We start from the raw sequence: 16,113 nt of genomic DNA on the forward strand, positions 1-16,113 counted from the left end.
CGGGGGTGTGCCTGTAGTGCCTACTTGCGGGTCGTGCCGTCGCCGCGCACCAGGTACTTGAAACTGGTCAGCTGTTCGGCCCCCACGGGCCCCCGCGCGTGCATCTTGCCGGTGGCGATGCCGATCTCGGCGCCCATGCCGAACTCGGCCCCGTCGGCAAACTGGGTCGAGGCGTTGTGCATGATGATCGCACTGTCGAGCCGCGCCATGAACCGGGTGGCTGCGTCCTCGTCCTCGGTGATGATGCACTCGGTGTGCTGTGAGCCGTACTTGCGGATATGCGCAATCGCATCGTCGATGTCGTCAACCACGCGCGCTGCCATGATCATGTCGAGGTACTCGCGGCCCCAGTCGTCGGATTGCGCCTCGACGGTGCCGTCGATCGCCTTGAGCGTCTCGTCCACACGCATCTCGACGCCCGCGTCGATCAGCGCCTTCACCAGCCCCTGCCCGATGGTCGACAGCACCTCGCGGTGGATCAGCAGGCATTCCGCCGACCCGCAGATGCCGGTGCGCCGCGTCTTGGCATTCAGCACCACGCGCAGGGCTTTTTCGGGGTCGGCGTCCTTGTCGATGTAGACATGCACGATGCCTTCGAGGTGGGCAAAGACCGGCACCCGCGCCTCGCGTTGCACCAGACCCACCAGCCCCTTGCCGCCGCGCGGCACGATCACGTCGATGGTGTCGGTCATGGTCAGCATTTCCGTCACGGCAGCACGGTCGCGTGTCGGCACCAGCTGCACCGCGTCCTGCGGCAGGTCCGCAGCGCGCAGACCCTCCATCAGGCAGGCATGGATCGCCTGCGAGGAATGAAAGCTCTCCGAGCCGCCACGCAGGATCACCGCATTGCCGGCCTTGAGGCAGAGTGCGCCCGCATCCGCCGTCACGTTGGGGCGCGATTCGTAGATCACCCCGATCACCCCCAGCGGCGTGCGGACCCGTTTGATGTGCAACCCCGTGGGCCGGTCCCATTCGGCCATGACGGCACCCACGGGATCGTCCTGTTCGGCGACACTGCGCAGGCCATCGACGATGCCCTGAATGCGCTCTTCGTTCAGCGTCAGCCGGTCCATCATCGCGGGCGACAGGCCCTTGTCGCGGCCAAAATCGAGATCCTTGGCGTTGGCATCGAGTATCTGATCGCGCTGCGCCCAGACGGCATCCGCCGCACGGGTCAACGCGGCATGCTTGCGCTCAGTAGAGGCGACGGCCAGTTCGGCAGCAGCGGCCTTGGCGCGGGCGCCGATATCAGCCATCAACGCGGGAATGTCGGCAATATCTTTCATCGGTCAGCTCCTTGAGGTCGGTATTGCAAAGATTCTATGCCTCCGGCGGGGATATTTACAGGCCAAAAGAAGGGCTAAAGCGCCATGTCGTCGCGGTGGACCAATGCGGCGCGACCGGGATAGCCCAGCAGGGTTTCGATCTGGGCGCTGTGATGGCCCTGGATGGTCCGGGTCTCTTCGGCGGTATATCGCGCAAGGCCAAGGCCCAGCACATGCCCAGTCGGATCGGCGATGGCCACCGGGTCGCCGCGTTTGAAGTCGCCCGCAACCGCGGTGACCCCGGCGGGCAGCAGGCTGTTGCCCTTGGCCAGCGCCTGGGTGGCACCTGCGTCCAGCGTCAGCGTGCCGCGCGGCTTCATTGCCGCGATCCAGCGTTTGCGTGCGGTCTGCGGGTCGAGTGTCGCCGAGAACCATGTGACGGGCGCGCCCTGATGCAAGCGTTGCAGCGGGCGCGGATCGAAACCGTGGCAGATCGCCATGGCGCAGCCTGCGGCAGTTGCGGTTTTCGCGGCCATCAGCTTGGTCTTCATGCCGCCCTTGCTGAGACCGGACCCAGCATCACCTGCCTGCGCTTCGATCTGGGGGGTGATATCGTCGATCACGTCGTAGCGGGTGGCGGTTGGGTCTTCGGCGGGGTTGGCGGAATAGAAGCCGTCCACATCCGAGAGCAGCACCAGCTGATCCGCTCCGATGGTGGCGGCGATCTGTGCGGCGAGGCGGTCGTTGTCGCCAAAGCGGATTTCGTCGGTGGCGACGGTGTCGTTTTCGTTGACGATGGGCAGCGCGTCCAGCGCCAGCAGGGTTTCAAGCGTGGCGCGCGAGTTGAGATAGCGGCGGCGGTCGCGGCTGTCTTCCAGTGTCATCAGAACCTGCGCCGTGGTGATGCCATGCACCGCCATCACGTCCTCATAGGCGCGCGCGAGACGGATCTGGCCGACGGCGGCGGCGGCCTGGGACTGTTCCAGCGGCAATTCGGTTCTGGGCAGGCCCAGCACCCCGCGCCCCAGCGCGATGGAACCGGAGGAGACCAGAACCACTTGCGTGCCCTGCCCTTTCAGCCATTGTACGTCGAGCGCCAGAGCGCGCAGCCAGTCCTCGCGCAGCGCACCGGTGGTGCGGTCGACCAGCAGGGCCGATCCGATCTTGACGACCAGCCGTCTGGCGTCGGTCAGGGTCGCCACTGTTCTTCCTCTTGGGGATCCGACTTGCGCAGGCGGTCGTCGTCGATCTGTTTGCGCAGGGCGCGCAGCACCTCGGTCACACCGTCGCGGGCCACGCCCGACATCAGCATCACGGTGCCTCCGCAGGCCTTTTGCAATGCGGTCTTGGCCGCGTTGCGTTCCTCGTCGTCCAGCGCGTCGATCTTGTTCAGCACGGTCACGCGGGGTTTGTCGGCCAGATCGCCGCCATAGGCCTCGAGCTCGGTGATGATGGTCTGGTAATCCTGCGCCACGGTGTCCGAGGTGCCGTCGACCAGATGCAGCAGAACCGCGCAGCGCTCGACGTGCCCCAAGAACAGATCGCCCAGGCCGCGCCCTTCCGAGGCGCCCTCGATCAGGCCGGGGATGTCCGCCACCACGAATTCGACGTTGTCCACGCCGACGACGCCCAGGTTGGGGTGCAATGTGGTGAACGGGTAATCGGCAATTTTCGGGCGCGCGTTCGAAGTCGCCGCCAGGAACGTCGACTTGCCCGCATTGGGCAGACCCAAAAGGCCCACGTCCGCGATCAGTTTCAGACGCAGCCAAAGCGTGCGCTCGACGCCCTCTTGCCCCGGATTGGCACGGCGCGGCGCCTGGTTGGTCGCGGACTTGAAGTGCAGGTTGCCAAATCCGCCGTTGCCGCCGCGCGCCAGTTTGACGCGCTGGCCCACTTCGGTCAGGTCGGCGACGACGGTTTCCTCGTCCTCGTCCAGAATCTCGGTGCCCACGGGCACGCGCAGCACGATGTCGTCTCCGTCCTTGCCGGTGCGCTGGCGGCCCATGCCGGGCTGGCCGTTCTTGGCGAAAAAGTGCTGTTGATAGCGAAAGTCGATCAGCGTGTTCAGACCATCGACCGCCTCGGCCCAGACCGTGCCGCCGGTGCCGCCGTCACCGCCATCGGGACCGCCGAATTCGATGTATTTCTCGCGCCGAAACGATACGCAGCCGCCGCCGCCGGCACCCGAGCGGATATAGACCTTGCAAAGATCCAGAAATTTCATAGCGCGGTCCTAGCCTGTGCGGGCCCCCGAGGGGCAGCCGTTAGAGTGTGCGCGAATACGTCCACGTGGGAACGGTCGCATTGCGGGCAACGGAAAAACTTTCCGCCTCACCCAGATACTTAAAACCGCAGTGCGTCAACACCTTGGCCGAGGCCGCGTTGTCCTGAAACACCACGGCAAAGAGCGCCTGATTGCGCATCGGGTTGCCCTCGACCAGGGCCTGCACCGCTTCGGACGCCAGACCGGTGTTCCAGAACGCCGGGGCCACCCAATACCCCAGTTCGGCCTGGTTGCGGTCGATCTGCTGCATCGAGATCACGCCCATCAGCTCGGACCCGTCCGCCTTGGTCCCGTCGATGGCCCAGACGTCTTCCTCGCGGGTGTCGGACATCGCGCGGGCCACAAACGCCTCGGTGGTGCCGGGCGGCAGCGGATGCGGGATCGACGTGGTCATCGTGGCCACCCGTTTGTCCGAGGCATACATCTCGATCAGGCCCCGGTCGGATTTGCGCAACGGGCGCAGATCGAACCGTTCGGTTTCGATCACCGGTTGTACGGCCACTTTGCTCATTTCCATCGGTTTGTTCCTCCTCGAACAGTCCGAATTCCGCCTGCTGTGCGAACCGCGCAACGGGTGTCGTTCCATTAATATCAAGACATCGAACGGAGCGATGCCCGTTCCGGGGAAAGCTGTCGCATCCAAACAATGCAACGCGGTTAAAAAGCGCCGGTTCCCCGTTGAAATAACAAACAAAAGCAAAAGGGACCGGCGGTTTCGCCGATCCCTTCAAGATTTTCAACCTGTCAGGTCCGGCTTACTCTGCGGCTTCCGCCTGTGGCAGAACCGAAATGAAGGTGCGGTTTTTCAGACCCTTGTGAAAGGTCACGGCACCATCGACAACGGCGAAGATCGTGTGATCCTTGCCCATGCCGACGCCTTCGCCGGGCCAGAACTTGGTCCCGCGCTGACGCACGATGATGTTGCCGGGGATGGCGGCCTGACCGCCATAGAGTTTCACACCAAGACGACGACCCGCTGAGTCGCGGCCGTTGCGGGATGAACCACCTGCTTTTTTATGTGCCATTTGGTCTCTCCTTAGCCTTTGGTCTTGTCTTTGGCCTGTTCGATCCAGCCTTCACGCTCGATCCGGCCTTTGAAAGACAGTTTCTCGTCAATATCAGCCACGTCTGCTTCCGTCCATGCCGCGATCTGGGCAAAGGTGGTCACACCGGCCTCATTCAGTTTCTTCTCAAGTGCGGGACCAACGCCCGACAGTTCCTTGAGATCGTCGGCACCCTCTGAGGCCGTGGCTTTCGACGCCTTGGCTTTCTTGGGGGCTTTGGCGGGCGCGTCTTCACCAGCGGCGGCCTTGCGGGCTTTTTCGCTTTCGGCAGACTTCAGCTTGGCGTTCTGGCCAGTTGCGAACACGGCCTCGTAGCCTGCACCGCCAACGGCTGCCATCACGCCCGACTTGTCCGCGCCCGAGGCGAGAATGTCGGTGATGCGCACCAGTGTCAGTTGCTGACGGTGGCCCTTGGTCCGCTTGCTGGAGTGCTTGCGGCGGCGTTTGACGAAGTTGATGGTCTTGACGCCCTTGATCTGGTCGATGACTTCGGCCTGAACGCCGGCATCCGCCACCAGAGGTGCGCCAACCTGAGGCGTGTCGCCCCCGATCATCATCACTTCGTTGAATTGAACTTTGTCACCTGCTTTTGCGGCCAGTTTTTCAACGCGGAGCGTGTCGCCCGATTGAACTTTGTACTGCTTGCCGCCGGTTTTGAGAACCGCGAACATATCGTTCTTCCTTACTCTACCGCGTCGTTTGGCACCGGAAGTCCCGGATTTCATGCGTTTTTCGCGCCACGGACTGCGCATCCCGTCGGGGATGTTTGTACATGTAAAAGGGCATTTGGCCCCATTCGAAGCCGCGCAATGCACCACGCGCAGGCCAAAGTCAAGCGGTGCGCACCAGTTTTGTCACAGCTCGGACCCGTGATCCCCCTGCGTTTTCATGTTCAGCGCAAGAACCTGCCCCAGCGCAAAGCTGAGGTCGCTGTAGACCCTGCCGAACCCGTCGAACAGGGCCGCGTTCAGCGCACCACCCTCGGGGGTCTTCATGAACGCCAAATAGGTCGCGCGTTCGTCTGCGTCCAGCGGCTGCATCAGCAACAAAAGATAGCCCATCAGCCAGCCTTCGGTGTCCGCGCGCAGCGTCTCCTCCTGCGACCAGACCTCGTCGATGATCTGCGCTTCGGTCATGTCATAGGCCCCGCCGTCGACCAGCGCGCGGTAGAATTGAAAGCTCGCGTTCAGGGCGGTGCTCACGTTGCGCTCGATCAGATCACCGGCTTCGATCACGGCGCGGGCGGTGGTCAGACGCGCATCATCGGTGCCCTCCAACGCGGCAAAGGCGCGGGCTGCGGCCTCTTCGCTCACCTCGTCCATCATCGCGCGGCGGGCTGCCAGTTCCAGTTCGGTGATCCGCTGGCCCAGGTCGCTGTCCAGAAACAGGTTCAACCGCGACAGCGTTTCCGGATCAAGCGCCTCGATCGGCCCGCGCGCGCCCTCAGCCATGCGTGCAACATCGTAAATCGCATCAACCTGCGCCGCCCACAGCGCACCGCCCTGCCCGTCGAGCAGATCGTCGTTCAGCGTCTGCGCGTGTTGCAGTCCCTCCTCGCGGGCGATCTGCATCTGCGCTTCAAGCCGGATCAGGTCGAGCGTCCTGTCTGCCTCGGGCCCGGCCTGCACGGCAGAAGCCAGCGCCATCCAGAGCGCCGCGATCAGCAGTCGCATCTTACAGCTCTTGCGTGGGTTGCAGATCGCGCATGCGTGCGGCCAGAGCCTCGTAGCGGTTCGCCATGATCTCGTATTGCACCGCGTTCATCAGGTCATAGACCTTGCGCATCTTCGGGTCTTCCAGCGCCTTGGCGTATTCCAGCACTTCCGCGTCCGAAAACGCCTGATAGGTATAGGCGGCACCGGTCAGCGCCCCCTCGGAAATCGACAGGCGCAAGGCGTCCTCATCCGCGCGCAATGCTTCGCGCAGGTCGGGTTCCTCCATCTTCAGGTCGATCACACCGGCACCGGCGGCGGCCAGCAGGAACCGCACCTGCACCTCCTGTATCGCGCGCACGGCGGTGCCGGCACTGTCGCTGGCCTGGTTCATCCGCTTGAGCGCGGCCAGCCGTGGCGAGCCGATCCTGACCAGGCCCTCGACAATCGCCTGCCCGGCTTCGGTCTTGGTGTCGCTGTCGTCTTCCATGTGACTGTCGTTTTCCGCGATCACCAGACGGCGGCCCAGATCCGAGGCGTAGAAATCCATCGCATGATCCAGCAGATCGTCCTCCAGCGTCTCGCCCAGGATATCGACTGCCATGTCGTGCATCGTGTCAGTGTCGAACACGTTATCGGCCAGCACCGTCCACTGCGCCCCGAAATCATCAGCCTCCAGCCCCAGCATCTGCGGCGCGGAACTGGCCGACAGCCGGATGCTCTCCAGCGCCACGTCAAAGCCGGTCACCTCCAGAAATTCCTCCAGCCGCGCGCGGTCGGCGGCCTGGGCGGCGGCGCCCGTGATTGCAAGGGCAAGGGCAAGGGTAAGCGAGCGTGCAAGAGCGATCATGGTGGTCCTTTCGCGTTTGGTCCCAACATTAGGGTTTTTGCCGTCACGGGCAATTAAATATCCCGTCATCGGCAATCACATGCAAAACCCCCCTTGCCACCCCTGCCAAACCTTACTATTGGGTCCGGACCAGACCCCCGCGGAGAGGTGCCGGAGTGGTCGAACGGGGCGGTCTCGAAAACCGTTGAGCCTTTACGGGTTCCCAGGGTTCGAATCCCTGTCTCTCCGCCACTATCCTCCATTGCTCGCTTCGGGTCTAAAAGCGCGAAATCGCTTAAACCAAGGCTTTTACGAGCGTCACAACTTCAAGATACAGACCGACAATTGCCGCGACGCAACGATTGCGGACCTGGAAGAACTGCATGAAGAACTTTTTCAGGCTCGGCGCATCGCTTTGGGCTTAACTTAGGCTACGGCAGAAGTTGTGAAGAAGCTTCGACGTGACGGCAGTTTGCCTGAGTTACAACTGGCATGAATGGCTGGTTAAACAGGCATTTCCGAGAAGAGCACCTGCGCTCCACAGCAATCGGCACGTCTCCGTCCAGAGAGTGCGCTTGAAGGATTTCTAGCAGTCCCTCTGCCTAAGGTGATCCGCATTGCCGCGTCACACACCCAAAACCACCGTCTTGCAGCCCCTCCCCCTTGCTGTTAACACTCCCTCGAAATCCGTTGGGGTGCCCTGTAGAGGGCTGAGAGGCGCAAGCTGACCCATCGAACCTGATCCGGCTAATACCGGCGTAGGGAACGGAGCACGCACTGGCACGGCCTCTGGCTGTCGTCCTGTCGTCTCCTTCCGTCGTCGGTGGGGGAAAACGATGACGACAGACGCGCCACCATCACACGCATCAGCTTTGACAATCGCGGGCTCCGACAGTGGCGGGGGCGCGGGCATTCAGGCCGATCTCAAGACGTTTTCGGCGCTCGGCGTCTATGGCACCAGCGCGATAACAGCGATCACCGCGCAGAACACGCGCGGGGTCTTTGCCGTCGAGGCGGTGTCGCCCGCCATGGTTTCGGCGCAGATCGCCGCCGTGCTGGCCGATATTCCGCCCGGTGCCATCAAGATCGGGATGCTGGCCTCGTCAGATATCGTCGTGGCTGTGGCCGACGCGCTTGATGGATACCCCGGTCCGGTCGTGCTGGACCCGGTGATGGTCGCGAAATCCGGCGATGCGCTGCTGGCTGCGGATGCCGAGGCCGCCCTGATCGAACGGCTGCTGCCCCGCGCCGATGTCCTGACCCCAAACCTGCCCGAGGCTGCGCGTTTGCTGGGCCGCGAGATAGCATGCGACCCCGAAGAGACCGAGGCACAGGGCCATGCCCTGCGGCACCTCGGCGCAAAGGCGGTGGTGATGAAGGGTGGCCATGCAGCGGGGCCTACCTGCACCGACCGGCTGGTGAGCGCCGCGGGCGTGATCGCGCTGCAGCAGCCGCGGCTTGCCACCCGCAACACCCATGGCACCGGGTGCAGCCTGTCGTCGGCCATCGCCGCAGAACTGGCCAAGGGCGCGGATGTCGCGGCTGCCGTGCAGTGCGCGCAGGTCTGGCTGCATGGCGCGATCCGCGCGGCGGACAGCCTGGGCATCGGCGAGGGACACGGGCCCGTTCATCATTTCCACGAGGTCTGGCCATGATCCGCGCACGTGTCCTTGGGGCCGGCGTCGCGGGGCTTTGCGTGGCGGCGGAACTGGCCGGGCGGGGCTGCGACGTCACGGTGTTCGACCCTAGCCCCCGGCCCGGACCACACGGTTGTTCGTGGTGGGCCGGCGGGATGCTCGCTCCCTTCTGCGAGGGCGAGACGGCAGATGAACCGGTCGTGCGTCTGGGTCGGCAGGCGGCGGACTGGTGGGCGCGGCAGGGCGTCACTGTCACTCGGCAGGGCACCATCGTGCTGACGCTGAACCGGGATCGGCGCGAGTTGGACCGCTTCGCGCGGCGTGTCCCGCAGCATGCGCGGCTCGATGCCGCCGGTCTTGCGGCGCTCGAGCCGGACTTGGACGGCCGCTTTGACCGCGCGCTGCACGTCGCAGGCGAGGCGCATCTTGATCCGCGTGGGGCCCTTGCCCACCTGCGCGACCGGCTGGAGCAGGACGGCGTGACCTTCGTGACCGAAACCGGGGACGCGCAGGGACTGACCTTTGACTGTCGCGGGCTCGCGGCACGTGATCACCTGCCTGACCTGCGCGGGGTCAAGGGCGAGATGGCGGTTCTGCGCAGCCGCGACATCCATCTGAACCGTCCTGTCCGGCTGCTGCACCCGCGCTTTCCGCTTTACGTGGTGCCCCGCGCGGACGGGCTGTTCATGCTGGGCGCGACCCAGATCGAAAGCGACAACCGCAAGCCCGGCGTCCGCTCCGTCCTTGAACTGCTGTCGGCGGCCTATGCGCTGCACCCCGCCTTTGGCGAGGCTGAGCTGGTCGAGATCGGCGCCGACGCGCGCCCCGCCTTTCCCGACAACCTGCCCCGCATCAGCCGACAGGGCGATACCATCCATGTCAATGGCCTGTTCCGCCACGGTTTTCTGCTTGCGCCTGCCCTGGCGCAGATGGCGGTCGGGATGGCCTGCGACGATATCAAACCGGAGTTCTGGCATGAAGATTGAGATCAACGGCATCCCGACAGAGGTGCGCGCCGACACGCTGGCGGGGGTTCTGGACGAACTCGGGCACGGCGGGGCCAAGGTGGCCACCGCAGTCAACGAAAGCTTCGTGCCCGCATCGGCGCGCGGGGCAACAGCCATCGCCCCCGGTGACCGGATCGAGATCGTCACACCCAGGCAGGGAGGCTGAGATGCAGCTTTACGGCACTGAAATCGCCTCGCGTCTGATGCTTGGCACCGCGCAATACCCCTCGCCCGCGATACTGGCCGAGGCGTTCCGCCGATCGGGTGCGGGCATCGCCACCGTGTCCGTGCGCCGCGAGGCCGGCGGCGACCGCGCCGGTGCGGCCTTCTGGGATCTGGTGCGCGACCTTGGCGTGACGCTGTTGCCCAACACCGCTGGCTGCCATTCGGTGCGCGAGGCGGTCACGACGGCGCAAATGGCACGCGAACTCTTTGACACGCCCTGGATCAAGCTCGAGGTGATCGGCCACGCCGACACGCTGCAACCCGACCCGTTCGGGTTGGTCGAGGCGGCGCGCATCCTGACCGACGAGGGCTTCAACGTTTTTCCCTACACGACCGAGGATGTGGTGCTGGCCGACCGCCTGCTGGACGCGGGCTGCAAGGTTCTGATGCCCTGGGGCGCGCCCATCGGCACCGGTTTGGGACTGACCAACATCTACGGGCTGCGCACCCTGCGCGCGCAGTTTCCCGATGTGCCGATGGTCGTGGACGCGGGCCTTGGCCTGCCCAGCCAGGCGGCGATGGCGCTGGAAATGGGGTTCGACGCGGTGCTGCTGAACACCGCCGTCGCCAAGGCCGGCGATCCGGCGGCAATGGCCGAGGGCTTTGCCCTTGCGGTGCAAGCCGGACGGCTGGCCCATGACGCCGACCCGATGGAGCCGCGCGATATGGCGGCCCCTTCTACGCCATTGATCGGAAAGGCGTTCCTGGGATGAAACTTGACCGGTTCTATCCGATCTTCGACAGCCCCGAATGGCTGGAACGCACCCTGCCTCTTGGTGTGAAGCTGGTGCAGCTGCGCATAAAGGACAGGCCGGAGGACGAGGTGCGGCCCATGGTGGCACAGGCGCAGGCGCTCTGCCGACATCACGGCGCGGTGCTGGTGGTCAACGATCACTGGCGTCTGGCCATCGAGCATGGTTGCGACTGGGTGCATCTGGGTCAGGAGGATCTGGACGAAGCCGACCTGCCCGCGATCCGCCGCGCTGGGATAAACGTTGGGATCAGCACGCACGATCATGCGGAACTGGACCGCGCCCTGTCGCTTGGCCCCGACTACGTGGCCCTTGGGCCGGTTTATCCCACGATCCTCAAGCAGATGAAATGGCAGCAGCAGGGCCTGGCGCGCGTGACCGAATGGAAACGGTTGATCGGTGATCTGCCCCTCGTCGCCATCGGCGGCATGAGCGTCGCGCGCGCGGCGGGTGCGTTTCAGGCCGGCGCCGACATCGTCTCGGCGGTGACCGACATCACCCTGAACACCGATCCCGAAGCCCGTGTGCGCGACTGGATCGAGGTGACGCGATGAGCCGTTATGCCCGCCAGATCGCCCTGCCCGAATTCGGGCCGCAGGGACAAGAGCGGCTGCGACAGGCCAGTGTTCTGGTCGTCGGCGCGGGCGGGCTGGCCGCCCCCGTGCTGCAATACCTTGGTGGTGCGGGCGTCGGAAATATCCGGCTGGTCGACCCCGACCGGGTCGAGGTGACGAACCTGCACCGGCAGACGCTGTTCCGCGAGGCCGACATCGGTCGCCCCAAGGCCGAAGCCGCCGCCGATGCCATTGCTGCGCTGAACGCAGATATCCGCGCCCAGCCGGTCACCGCAGCGCTTGATCCCGCCAATGTCGATGCGCTTTGCGCTGGCGTCGATCTGGTGCTCGACTGCGCCGACAGCTTCGCGGCAAGCTATGTCCTATCGGACACCTGCCACGCCACCGCGCGCCCTCTGGTCAGCGCCTCCGTGGTCGGGCTGGAGGGTTATGCCGGTGTCTTCTGCGGCGGCGGCCCGAGCCTGCGCGCGGTCTTTCCCGACCTGCCGCAACGCATGGGCTCCTGCGCCGAGGATGGTGTGCTGGGGCCGGTCGTGGGCGTGATCGGCGCGCTGCAGGCGCAGATGGCGCTGGCGCTGCTGGCGGGCATCGCGCCCACGCCGCTGGGCCGGCTTGTCACCTTCGACGCCACCAGCTTCCGCTTTGGCGGGTTCCGCTTTGACGGCGCGGCAGAGCCTTTGCATCAACCTCGCTTTCTTGCGGCGTCCGAGATCGCGAACACCGATTTCCTCGTCGATCTGCGCGCGGACGACGAGGCACCGCTGGTGCGCCCGACCGCCCACCGCCTGCCCGTTTCGGCCTTCGGACGCGGGAACCCCGCCGCCCTTCCCGCACCCGGCCAACGCGCCGTGCTCTGCTGTCGCTCGGGCCTGCGCGCCTGGGCCGCGGCAGAGCGGCTGGCCGCGATGTGGCCCGGAGAGATTTACCTTGTCGCGCTTGGCGACCCCAACGGAGACTTCTGATGAAAAGACCACTCACCGCCCTTGCCCTTGCCTTGCTTGTGGCAACGCCTGCTGTCGCACAGGACCGCATGACCATCATGCTTGATTGGTTCGTGAACCCCGATCATGGCCCGATCATCATCGCCGAAGAGCAAGGTTACTTCGCCGACGTCGGGCTGGACGTCGAGGTGATTGCCCCCGCGGACCCTGCCGATCCGCCCAAGATGGCCGCAGCCGGGCGTGCCGATCTGGCGATTTCCTACCAGCCGCGCCTGCACCTTCAGGTGGCCGAGGGCATGCCGCTGATCCGGGTCGGCACGCTGGTCGCCACGCCGCTGAACTGCCTGCTGGTGCTGCAGGACGGCCCGGTTGCGCAGATCGCAGACCTTGCGGGCCGCAAGATCGGGTTTTCGGTGGCCGGCGTCGAAGAGGCGCTGCTGGCGACGATGCTGGGCCGCGCGGGTCTCGGCCTTGACGATATCGAGCTGGTCAACGTCAACTGGTCCCTCTCGCCCGCACTGATGTCCGGGCAGGTCGACGCCGTCCTTGGGGCCTTTCGCAATTTCGAGCTGAACCAGATGGAGATCGAGGGCGTTCCGGGCCGCTGTTTCTATCCCGAGGAAGAAGGCGTTCCGACCTATGACGAGTTGATCTATGTCGCCAACCCCGAGCGGATGGACGCCGACAAGATCAGACGCTTTCTGGCGGCGACCGAAAAGGCGACGCAGTTCATCGTCAACCATCCCCAGGCAAGCTGGGAGATCTTCGCCGCCACCTCGGTCGAATTGCAGGATGCGCTGAACGAACGTGCCTGGGCCGATACCGTGCCGAGGTTTGCCCTGCGTCCCGCCGCTTTGGATCAGGGACGCTATGCCCGGTTCGAGACGTTTCTGCACGCGGCCGGATTGATCGAAGAGGTGCGCCCCGTGTCGGACCTGGCGTTGGAGCTGGGGGCACAATGAGCTACGGGACCACATTTCCGCTTTGGCGCGCCGCCGCGGGCGATGCCTGGAGCGATTACACCCGCCACCCGTTCGTCGAGGGGCTGGGTGACGGCACCCTGCCGCGTGCAGCCTACCTGCATTATCTTGTACAGGATTACCTCTATCTTGTACATTATTCTCGCGCCTGGGCGCTGGCCGTGACCAAGGCCGAAACGCTGGACGAGATGCGCGCCTGTGCCGCCACCGTTCATGCGCTGCTGAACGGCGAAATGCGTCTGCATGTCCAGACCTGCGCCGCCGAGGGCATTTCAGAGGCAGAGCTGTTCGCAGCCGCCGAGGCACCTCAGAACATCGCCTATACGCGCTATGTGCTTGATGCGGGGCATTCCGGTGATTTCCTCGACCTGATGGCGGCGCTTGCCCCATGCGTGCTGGGCTATGGCGAGATCGGGGCGCGGCTGGCAACCTTTGGGGGCAAGACGCCCTATGCGGACTGGATCGCAACCTATGCGGGCGCAGATTATCAGGCGGTCTGCCACAAGGCGGGTGCGCTGATCGACGGCGCCGTTGCCCGCCGCCTTGGCGAAGTGCCCGAGGACAGCCCGCGCTGGCCGCGCCTCTGCGCTCGTTTTCAGACGGCCACCCGGCTTGAAGTTGATTTCTGGGCCATGGGTCTGCGCTCGTGCCCGTGACTATGACCGCGGCCCCGGCGCTGCATCTTTCGGGGTGTGCGACAATCGACGGCGCGCCGATCTTCGGCCCGGTTTCGGTCGAGGTTCCGCGCGGTCGATGGACCTGCCTGCTTGGGCCGTCGGGCGTGGGCAAGTCCACGGTTCTGCGGCTGATGGCCGGTCTGGGCGACGAGGTCACCCTGGAAGGCACGGTTGGCGCAGGCGACGGTGCGCCGCTTGGCGCCCGTGTGGCGCTGATGGCGCAGAGCGATCTGTTGTTGCCCTGGCTGGATGTCACCGGGAATGTCACCCTTGGTGCGCGTCTGCGGGGCCAGCCGCCACAGCTGGACCGGGCGCGCGCGGTGATCGAACAGGTGGGCCTGACCGGCCATGCCGCCAAGCGGCCAGATGCGCTTTCGGGGGGGCAGAGGCAGCGTGTGGCGCTGGCCCGGACCTTGATGGAGGACCGTCCCGTCGTCCTGCTGGACGAGCCGTTTTCGGCGCTGGACGCACGGTCGCGGGCGTTGATGCAGGATCTGGCCGCCACCCTGCTGGCCGGACGCACGGTGCTGCACGTGACCCATGACGCCGCCGAGGCCGCGCGGTTGGGGCACAACGTGCTGCTGATGACGCAAGGGGGTATCACGTCGGTCCCGCCACCGGACGGCCCGACGCCCCGGCAATTCGATGCACCCGAAACGCTGGAGTATCAGGGCCGCCTGATGCGTCTGTTGATGGTCGCGCAATGATGGCGGTTGTACGGATCGCCGGTGTCACGCTTCTGGCGCTGCTGGGGTGGCAGGCGGTCGTCACGCTGGCAGAGTTACCCCGCTTTATCCTGCCGGGGCCTGGGCTGGTTTTCACGACGCTTTGGACCAGTCGGGCGCTGATCACCGAACATGCGCTGGTCACCGCCACCGAGGTCTTGCTGGGTCTCGGGCTGGGGGCGGCCCTGGGCTTTGCCTCGGCAATCCTGCTGGCGGCATCGCCGGCTGCGCGGTCACTGCTGCGCCCGATACTGGTTTTCAGCCAGGCGGTGCCGGTCTTTGCATTGGCGCCGATCCTGACGCTCTGGCTGGGGTACGGGCTGTTGTCCAAGGTCGCCATGGCATTGCTGATCATCTATTTTCCCGTCACCTCTTCGTTTTTCGACGCATTGATGCGCACCCCGCCCGGCTGGCTGGAGCTCGCCCGTGTGATGAACGCCACGCCTGCCCGCATCCTTTGGCGCATCCGGGTGCCCGCCGCGATGCCGGGTTTTGCCTCGGGGCTGCGGCTGGCTGCGGTCTATGCCCCCATCGGCGCGATCATCGGCGAATGGGTCGGTGCGTCGCGCGGGCTTGGCTATTTGATGCTGCTGGCAAATGGCCGAGCAAAGATCGACCTGATGTTTGCGGCGCTGCTTGTTCTGGCGGTCCTGACGCTGCTGCTGCATGCGTCTATAGATGCGGCCTGTCGGCGGTTGTGGAAAAGCTGAGGCGCAGAGGGCGGGCAGTCCCGGCGTAGAGGGATCTGCCGCCTGCACGTTTGCGTGTCTAAAAGAAGGCTTCGGCGTTCAGTCCGAATGTCACTGCACCGATCACGGTGTCGGTCGCGGGATCAATCAGGCTTAGCGATACCTGTGCCTGATAGGTTTGCGTGCTTTCATCCAGCTCGATTTCGCCGATGTGTATCGCACCGGGACCGACACCATATGTCTGCTGGTGTTTTTCCTCGTCGCCCTGCCAGTAATCCGAGGTGACCGAACTGAGCGCGACGTTCAAACCCTGAGCGTCCATCACGATCAGCTCGGTGACCATCCCGCCAGAGGCATCGACGTGCCCGATAAGGGACATGGACAGCTCGGAGTTCACCACGGAGTTGATAAGCGGCGTGTCCAGTTGCCCGACCTGCGCGCGCCATTCCTTGTCCAAGGTGTCGATCGCGCCTGCGGACAGCCCTGCCGTGCGCGCATTCTGGGCCGTGATCGCGGCGATCGCACTGTCCGATTGCAACCACTCTGCCGTTTTTTTGGTGACGAAGTCGACCATCTTGTCCTGCGGTTCGGCGGCAAAAAGCGAACCCGTGGCGACGGCAAGGGCAAGGGTGGCTGTCATGAAGTGTCTGATCATTGGAACTCTCCTGTGGGGAAAAATATCGCCCTCAGACCTAGTCACCGAAAGTAAACCGGGCGTTATTTCCAACGGATGCAGCCAGCAAAATAAGCTTAGGTTTTTAGCGAAATTTCACATCGGCGCCCGCCGTGCGCCTCAGGGGTGCCGCATAAT

19 protein-coding genes, 1 tRNA gene and 1 riboswitch are annotated in these 16,113 nt (G+C 64.8%); of the genes, 11 read left to right on the top strand and 9 right to left on the bottom strand.

All coding sequences use genetic code 11. The annotated features are described in order from the left end of the window. Positions 1 to 20: 20 nt before the first annotated feature. The 8 genes from NTA49_RS08520 to NTA49_RS08555 form a co-directional block, all read right to left on the bottom strand. Positions 21 to 1,286 carry a glutamate-5-semialdehyde dehydrogenase gene (locus NTA49_RS08520; RefSeq protein ID WP_258294287.1) on the bottom strand — a complete coding sequence of 422 codons (1,266 nt, stop codon included), beginning with the start codon at positions 1,284 to 1,286 and terminating at the stop codon, positions 21 to 23. A gap of 74 nt (positions 1,287 to 1,360) precedes the next feature. Next, the gene (proB, locus tag NTA49_RS08525) at positions 1,361 to 2,467 is read right to left on the bottom strand and encodes a glutamate 5-kinase (RefSeq protein WP_258294288.1); all 1,107 of its coding nucleotides are present in this window, start codon (positions 2,465 to 2,467) and stop codon (positions 1,361 to 1,363) included. Next, on the bottom strand, positions 2,455 to 3,489 hold the full coding sequence (gene obgE / locus NTA49_RS08530; RefSeq protein WP_258294289.1) for a GTPase ObgE: 1,035 nt from the start codon (positions 3,487 to 3,489) through the stop codon (positions 2,455 to 2,457). Before obgE ends, proB begins: the two co-directional genes overlap by 13 nt. A 40-nt stretch (positions 3,490 to 3,529) precedes the next feature. Next, complete coding sequence (locus tag NTA49_RS08535; RefSeq protein ID WP_258294290.1) at positions 3,530 to 4,066, bottom strand: GNAT family N-acetyltransferase; 537 nt, start codon at positions 4,064 to 4,066, stop codon at positions 3,530 to 3,532. A gap of 238 nt (positions 4,067 to 4,304) precedes the next feature. After that, positions 4,305 to 4,574 carry a 50S ribosomal protein L27 gene (gene rpmA / locus NTA49_RS08540; protein WP_089420235.1) on the bottom strand — a complete coding sequence of 90 codons (270 nt, stop codon included), beginning with the start codon at positions 4,572 to 4,574 and terminating at the stop codon, positions 4,305 to 4,307. Positions 4,575 to 4,585: 11 nt separating this feature from the next. Continuing rightward, the gene (locus NTA49_RS08545) at positions 4,586 to 5,284 is read right to left on the bottom strand and encodes a 50S ribosomal protein L21 (RefSeq protein WP_258294291.1); all 699 of its coding nucleotides are present in this window, start codon (positions 5,282 to 5,284) and stop codon (positions 4,586 to 4,588) included. A gap of 183 nt (positions 5,285 to 5,467) precedes the next feature. Continuing rightward, positions 5,468 to 6,286 (bottom strand): DUF2059 domain-containing protein, encoded by an 819-nt coding sequence (locus NTA49_RS08550; RefSeq protein WP_258294292.1) that lies wholly within the window; start codon positions 6,284 to 6,286, stop codon positions 5,468 to 5,470. A gap of 1 nt (position 6,287) precedes the next feature. After that, complete coding sequence (locus NTA49_RS08555) at positions 6,288 to 7,115, bottom strand: DUF2059 domain-containing protein (protein ID WP_258294293.1); 828 nt, start codon at positions 7,113 to 7,115, stop codon at positions 6,288 to 6,290. Positions 7,116 to 7,256: 141 nt separating this feature from the next. Between NTA49_RS08555 and NTA49_RS08560 the strand changes: the two genes are divergently transcribed. The 11 genes from NTA49_RS08560 (at position 7,257) to NTA49_RS08610 (ending at position 15,323) form a co-directional block, all read left to right on the top strand. Beyond that, positions 7,257 to 7,346: transfer RNA gene (locus NTA49_RS08560), tRNA-Ser, on the top strand. Between the two features lie 429 nt (positions 7,347 to 7,775). Beyond that, a riboswitch (TPP riboswitch) is annotated at positions 7,776 to 7,876 on the top strand. Positions 7,877 to 7,930: 54 nt separating this feature from the next. Further along, positions 7,931 to 8,749 (top strand): bifunctional hydroxymethylpyrimidine kinase/phosphomethylpyrimidine kinase, encoded by an 819-nt coding sequence (thiD, locus tag NTA49_RS08565; protein ID WP_258294294.1) that lies wholly within the window; start codon positions 7,931 to 7,933, stop codon positions 8,747 to 8,749. Beyond that, on the top strand, positions 8,746 to 9,717 hold the full coding sequence (locus NTA49_RS08570) for an FAD-dependent oxidoreductase (RefSeq protein ID WP_258294298.1): 972 nt from the start codon (positions 8,746 to 8,748) through the stop codon (positions 9,715 to 9,717). Before thiD ends, NTA49_RS08570 begins: the two co-directional genes overlap by 4 nt. Next, complete coding sequence (thiS, locus tag NTA49_RS08575; RefSeq protein WP_258294299.1) at positions 9,707 to 9,904, top strand: sulfur carrier protein ThiS; 198 nt, start codon at positions 9,707 to 9,709, stop codon at positions 9,902 to 9,904. The genes NTA49_RS08570 and thiS overlap by 11 nt, the downstream gene beginning before the upstream one ends. A 1-nt stretch (position 9,905) precedes the next feature. Then, the gene (locus NTA49_RS08580) at positions 9,906 to 10,676 is read left to right on the top strand and encodes a thiazole synthase (RefSeq protein WP_258294300.1); all 771 of its coding nucleotides are present in this window, start codon (positions 9,906 to 9,908) and stop codon (positions 10,674 to 10,676) included. Beyond that, positions 10,673 to 11,269 (top strand): thiamine phosphate synthase, encoded by a 597-nt coding sequence (locus tag NTA49_RS08585; protein WP_258294301.1) that lies wholly within the window; start codon positions 10,673 to 10,675, stop codon positions 11,267 to 11,269. Before NTA49_RS08580 ends, NTA49_RS08585 begins: the two co-directional genes overlap by 4 nt. Beyond that, positions 11,266 to 12,252, top strand: a complete 987-nt coding sequence (locus NTA49_RS08590; protein WP_258294303.1) for a HesA/MoeB/ThiF family protein — start codon at positions 11,266 to 11,268, stop codon at positions 12,250 to 12,252. Before NTA49_RS08585 ends, NTA49_RS08590 begins: the two co-directional genes overlap by 4 nt. After that, positions 12,252 to 13,193 carry an ABC transporter substrate-binding protein gene (locus tag NTA49_RS08595; RefSeq protein WP_258294304.1) on the top strand — a complete coding sequence of 314 codons (942 nt, stop codon included), beginning with the start codon at positions 12,252 to 12,254 and terminating at the stop codon, positions 13,191 to 13,193. Before NTA49_RS08590 ends, NTA49_RS08595 begins: the two co-directional genes overlap by 1 nt. After that, positions 13,190 to 13,867, top strand: coding sequence for a thiaminase II (gene tenA / locus NTA49_RS08600; protein ID WP_258294305.1), 678 nt, complete (start codon positions 13,190 to 13,192; stop codon positions 13,865 to 13,867). The genes NTA49_RS08595 and tenA overlap by 4 nt, the downstream gene beginning before the upstream one ends. Before the next feature lie 2 nt (positions 13,868 to 13,869). Continuing rightward, positions 13,870 to 14,595, top strand: a complete 726-nt coding sequence (locus NTA49_RS08605) for an ABC transporter ATP-binding protein (RefSeq protein WP_258294306.1) — start codon at positions 13,870 to 13,872, stop codon at positions 14,593 to 14,595. Continuing rightward, the gene (locus NTA49_RS08610; RefSeq protein WP_258294307.1) at positions 14,592 to 15,323 is read left to right on the top strand and encodes an ABC transporter permease; all 732 of its coding nucleotides are present in this window, start codon (positions 14,592 to 14,594) and stop codon (positions 15,321 to 15,323) included. The genes NTA49_RS08605 and NTA49_RS08610 overlap by 4 nt, the downstream gene beginning before the upstream one ends. Before the next feature lie 58 nt (positions 15,324 to 15,381). Here NTA49_RS08610 and NTA49_RS08615 read toward each other — a convergent pair whose 3' ends face one another. Beyond that, positions 15,382 to 15,942, bottom strand: coding sequence for a hypothetical protein (locus NTA49_RS08615; RefSeq protein WP_258294308.1), 561 nt, complete (start codon positions 15,940 to 15,942; stop codon positions 15,382 to 15,384). Between the last annotated feature and the right edge of the window lie 171 nt (positions 15,943 to 16,113).

The sequence above is a fragment of the Pseudosulfitobacter koreensis genome (genome assembly GCF_024733015.1).
GTDB classification, from domain to species: Bacteria; Pseudomonadota; Alphaproteobacteria; order Rhodobacterales; family Rhodobacteraceae; genus Pseudosulfitobacter; species Pseudosulfitobacter koreensis.

What these genes read in the sequence shown, in the direction of transcription:
- NTA49_RS08520 (WP_258294287.1), bottom strand. Translation starts at nt 1,286, where the DNA reads ATGAAAGATATTGCCGACATTCCCGCGTTGATGGCTGATATCGGCGCC.
- obgE (WP_258294289.1), bottom strand. Translation starts at nt 3,489, where the DNA reads ATGAAATTTCTGGATCTTTGCAAGGTCTATATCCGCTCGGGTGCCGGC.
- NTA49_RS08535 (WP_258294290.1), bottom strand. Translation starts at nt 4,066, where the DNA reads ATGGAAATGAGCAAAGTGGCCGTACAACCGGTGATCGAAACCGAACGG.
- rpmA (WP_089420235.1), bottom strand. Translation starts at nt 4,574, where the DNA reads ATGGCACATAAAAAAGCAGGTGGTTCATCCCGCAACGGCCGCGACTCA.
- NTA49_RS08545 (WP_258294291.1), bottom strand. Translation starts at nt 5,284, where the DNA reads ATGTTCGCGGTTCTCAAAACCGGCGGCAAGCAGTACAAAGTTCAATCG.
- NTA49_RS08550 (WP_258294292.1), bottom strand. Translation starts at nt 6,286, where the DNA reads ATGCGACTGCTGATCGCGGCGCTCTGGATGGCGCTGGCTTCTGCCGTG.
- NTA49_RS08555 (WP_258294293.1), bottom strand. Translation starts at nt 7,115, where the DNA reads ATGATCGCTCTTGCACGCTCGCTTACCCTTGCCCTTGCCCTTGCAATC.
- thiD (WP_258294294.1), top strand. Translation starts at nt 7,931, where the DNA reads ATGACGACAGACGCGCCACCATCACACGCATCAGCTTTGACAATCGCG.
- NTA49_RS08570 (WP_258294298.1), top strand. Translation starts at nt 8,746, where the DNA reads ATGATCCGCGCACGTGTCCTTGGGGCCGGCGTCGCGGGGCTTTGCGTG.
- thiS (WP_258294299.1), top strand. Translation starts at nt 9,707, where the DNA reads ATGAAGATTGAGATCAACGGCATCCCGACAGAGGTGCGCGCCGACACG.
- NTA49_RS08580 (WP_258294300.1), top strand. Translation starts at nt 9,906, where the DNA reads ATGCAGCTTTACGGCACTGAAATCGCCTCGCGTCTGATGCTTGGCACC.
- NTA49_RS08585 (WP_258294301.1), top strand. Translation starts at nt 10,673, where the DNA reads ATGAAACTTGACCGGTTCTATCCGATCTTCGACAGCCCCGAATGGCTG.
- NTA49_RS08590 (WP_258294303.1), top strand. Translation starts at nt 11,266, where the DNA reads ATGAGCCGTTATGCCCGCCAGATCGCCCTGCCCGAATTCGGGCCGCAG.
- NTA49_RS08595 (WP_258294304.1), top strand. Translation starts at nt 12,252, where the DNA reads ATGAAAAGACCACTCACCGCCCTTGCCCTTGCCTTGCTTGTGGCAACG.
- tenA (WP_258294305.1), top strand. Translation starts at nt 13,190, where the DNA reads ATGAGCTACGGGACCACATTTCCGCTTTGGCGCGCCGCCGCGGGCGAT.
- NTA49_RS08605 (WP_258294306.1), top strand. Translation starts at nt 13,870, where the DNA reads ATGACCGCGGCCCCGGCGCTGCATCTTTCGGGGTGTGCGACAATCGAC.
- NTA49_RS08610 (WP_258294307.1), top strand. Translation starts at nt 14,592, where the DNA reads ATGATGGCGGTTGTACGGATCGCCGGTGTCACGCTTCTGGCGCTGCTG.
- NTA49_RS08615 (WP_258294308.1), bottom strand. Translation starts at nt 15,942, where the DNA reads ATGACAGCCACCCTTGCCCTTGCCGTCGCCACGGGTTCGCTTTTTGCC.